Annotated in this window: 3 protein-coding genes; all 3 read right to left on the reverse strand. The window is 49.4% G+C overall.

Annotated features, from left to right (window positions below):
* A partial coding sequence (locus tag RRF55_RS26935) for a phage tail tape measure protein (protein ID WP_439419193.1) occupies positions 1-2,710 on the reverse strand: 2,710 nt, incomplete at its 3' end.
* 60 nt (positions 2,711-2,770) lie between these two features.
* A complete protein-coding gene (locus RRF55_RS26940) occupies positions 2,771-3,004 on the reverse strand; it encodes a YebO family protein (protein ID WP_016530182.1) in 234 nt (77 codons plus the stop codon).
* A gap of 74 nt (positions 3,005-3,078) precedes the next feature.
* On the reverse strand, positions 3,079-3,249 hold a 171-nt coding region (locus tag RRF55_RS26945), incomplete at its 5' end, for a phage tail assembly protein T (protein WP_439419194.1).

The following is a 3,249-nucleotide window of genomic DNA, read 5'->3' on the forward strand; positions in this document are numbered from 1 at the left end:
AGATAGAGTTAGTGGTGGCATCCAGAATCTCGCTGGTTGCAGTGGCAGCCATTGAACTCAGATCAGAAGCCTGATCGGCATAGTTCATCAGGGAATCGCTGATCCCCGCGCGCCAGTCTGACTGCTGTTCATCGGTTTTTTTGTAATACTCCTCCTGAATATCCAGGCGTTCGGCAAGCGCTGTTCTAAGCGCTTCCGTTTGCTTTTTATACAGGTCTTCGGAAATCTGCCCACGACTGAAATCACGCTGTAAGTCACGCTGCTGCCTGAGAAAATCAGCACGAATATCCGCCATTTCCTTCATTCGGTCACGGGCTTTATCCCCCTGTCCCGCGCCGAGGAAATCGATATTCCCCCTTTCCCGGGCGGCAGCATTACTGTCGGCCAGACCTTCGCGGAATGTTTTTAACTGTTCAGCGATATTTTTCTGATCAATAAGCGCCGCATTGTGCAGCAACGTTTCCTTTTTGGATTTTTCAAGCGAAGATAATTCCCCCTGAGTAACCTGATATTTCATCTTTGCCAGTTCAGTGTTTTGGCTGGAAAGAGCAATTTGCTCCCGTTGCTGTTTAATCAGCCGGGTATAGGTATCTTCGGTTTTCTCCGCCTCGGTTTTCCCATGCCTTCCTTTTGGCTTGGGTTTATTTTCCTGGTTGTTTCTCCATTCATTCAGGCCGTTATTAATCAACTCCTGCCGTCCGGTCTGAAACTGTGGGTCGTTAGTTAACCCCAGGTCATCCGCAGCATAACCCAGTCGTGCGCGTTCTTTGTCCTCTCCTTTGAGTTTTGAAAGCGCCAGGTCACGGCGGCTTTTTTCCAGTGCAGCCGTTTGCTGGGTTGTCAGGTCTACCTGTGGTAAGCGTAGTGGTGCGTTTACCAGCCCCTGCCGGGCCATGAGGAGATTATTTCCGAGACCCAGCAAACGGTTAAATTCAGTATGCTCACCGTTCATCATTAATAACGATTGATATGCTGAATTCTGTTCTGCGGCCTGCTGCCGGATTAATGCTATTCTCCTGTTCTCTATCCCTTCCAGTACCGACTGGATCGACTCAGACTTAGCCTGCATCTGAGTCAGCCTCTCCTGTTCAACGGCCAGAGCGGAAGTCGCTTCTTCCAGACTACGGGTGACCGTTTCAACCGAAGTAAGGTGGTTTATCATGAAACCGCCACTGGTTGTCGGCCCGGGGTTGGACAGAACATACTGATAACCCGCGATCTCTTCCTTCAGGCTTTTTACTTTTGATGCCTGTGCATCAACAAGACGGTTTTGCTCCTCCAGCGCCTGACGGGTTTTGGTCTCATTATCAGAAACTTCGGGCAGGGACATTGATTTTGTCTTTTCACGGACTGCATCAATGGTGTTTGCATATTCCTGAGCGGATAATCTGGCCTGTTCCTGATTCTGGTACATCGTGTACCAGGCACCGGCACCAAGCAGAACCAGCCCTGGAATACCGCCAACGAGGCTTAATGCTCCACCCATGAGCCGGGAACCTACAGCAGTAACCGAGTTCAGCGCAGTCTGAGCGGATACTCTGGCCTGAATATTACGGTTAAGTGACTCCTGCGCCAGTGAGAGCCGTTTTTCTGCGGCGGCCTGCGCGTCTGTACCCCGCGCCGCTGCCAGTGCCTGCTGGGCACGATAAACTGCAGCACGCGCGCGAGCTGTCGTAACCTGCGTCCCTCTGACCTGGGCTTCAGCTAAAGCTACTTCACTTTTTGCAGCGTTAATAATCCCGGCTGTTGCAGAGCTGGCACCAAGAGCCATATTTCCCAAATATCGGGCTGCACCAACGGCAACAAGCGCTCCGGCAGCAGTGGCGACCTGATCAATATTGTTGGCTACGCCATCAAGTAATCCGGTTAGGGTATTTGTCGCGCCACTAGCTTCATTAGCTCCACCGACCCATTGCATAAAAGCGTTTTCAACTTTTGTTGCCGACGATGAAACAGTCTGCGGCAATTCACCATATTCATTCCGTAGCTTACCAAGCTGGCTGATGAGGGCTGGCACTACTTTATCAATGGTTAACTGCCCCTGATCCGCCATAGATTTAAGGTCTTTACGCGCAACCCCCATCCCTGCCGCAAGCGCCCGTATAACCCTGTCGCCGCTCTCGTTGACGGCATTGAATTCTTCACCTCTCAGCACGCCCTGTGCCAGAGCCTGGCTAAACTGAGTGATGACCGAACTGGACTCCTGAGCATTCGCGCCAGAAAGTTTTAAACCAGTAGAAATAGCCTCAGTAATATCCAGCACCTGGCTGGAGCTGTAACCATATTCCCGCATTGAGGCTGCTGAACGGGAAAATAAATTAGCGTTGTCAGAAAAAGATGTACCCGTTTTCTGACTGATATCCATCAGCTGTTTTTGAGAGCTGGTAAAATCATCAGTTGATTGAGATGCCTGTTTTAGGCGGGCGTTTACTGAATTCCATTCATCAGCCAAGGCTATTAAATGCCCCGTAGCAAAAGCACCAGCAAATGCCCCGGTTAACCCCAGTGCGGTAGCCTTTGCTGACTCCATCTGGTCAGTTAGTTCAGCAACAGAACGGCGAGTTTCCCGAACTGAAGCCGCAGCCTGCCTGCCGCCATTCTGCATTGTCTTATAATAATCAGCCCCCATACGTGACGCGCGGGCTATCTCGGTCTGGAATGACTGAGAGTTAGCAGAAACTTTAATGATAAGTTCACGCAGGGTTGCCATTTCATTTCCTCAGAAACAAAAAGCCCCACATTGTGGGGCTTTTTTATGATTTCAATATTATTAAATTAAACCAGCTTTTTTCCTTGCTTCTTCCAGATAATCTTTTTCTGGTTCCTCTTTTTTATGAGCAAGTGCAATCAGAAGATCAATTTGAGCACTTTGCTTTTCAGAGATTTCTTTAAGCATAGCGATCTGATCATTAGCTCTTACGCTTCCTCTGTTCAGGAAATACCAGATAACAAGATCAATAAGGCGAGCAAAAACAAATAATAATATCCAGCCAGTAGTAGTCATTTAAAGCACTCCGTGTGTCAAAAAAAAACAACATAACACCTGTTATGAGTGGTATCCACACGAATTATTACTGGCTATGCTGACGCAGCCAGCAGCGCCGCTTCCAGCCCTGCAAAGGGATCGCCGCCGTCGTTTACCTCAATCTCTTCTGTGCTCCACTGAAGCTGAGCATCTTCAATGGTGACTTTAACGCCCTGCGCTCCGTAAACCGCAGATACCAGCTGAGCATTGAGGATATCGCCGCG

Source organism: Klebsiella sp. K47, from assembly GCF_051858335.1.
Classification (GTDB): Bacteria; Pseudomonadota; Gammaproteobacteria; order Enterobacterales; family Enterobacteriaceae; genus Klebsiella; species Klebsiella pneumoniae.

What these genes read in the sequence shown, in the direction of transcription:
- RRF55_RS26940 (WP_016530182.1), bottom strand. Translation starts at nt 3,004, where the DNA reads ATGACTACTACTGGCTGGATATTATTATTTGTTTTTGCTCGCCTTATT.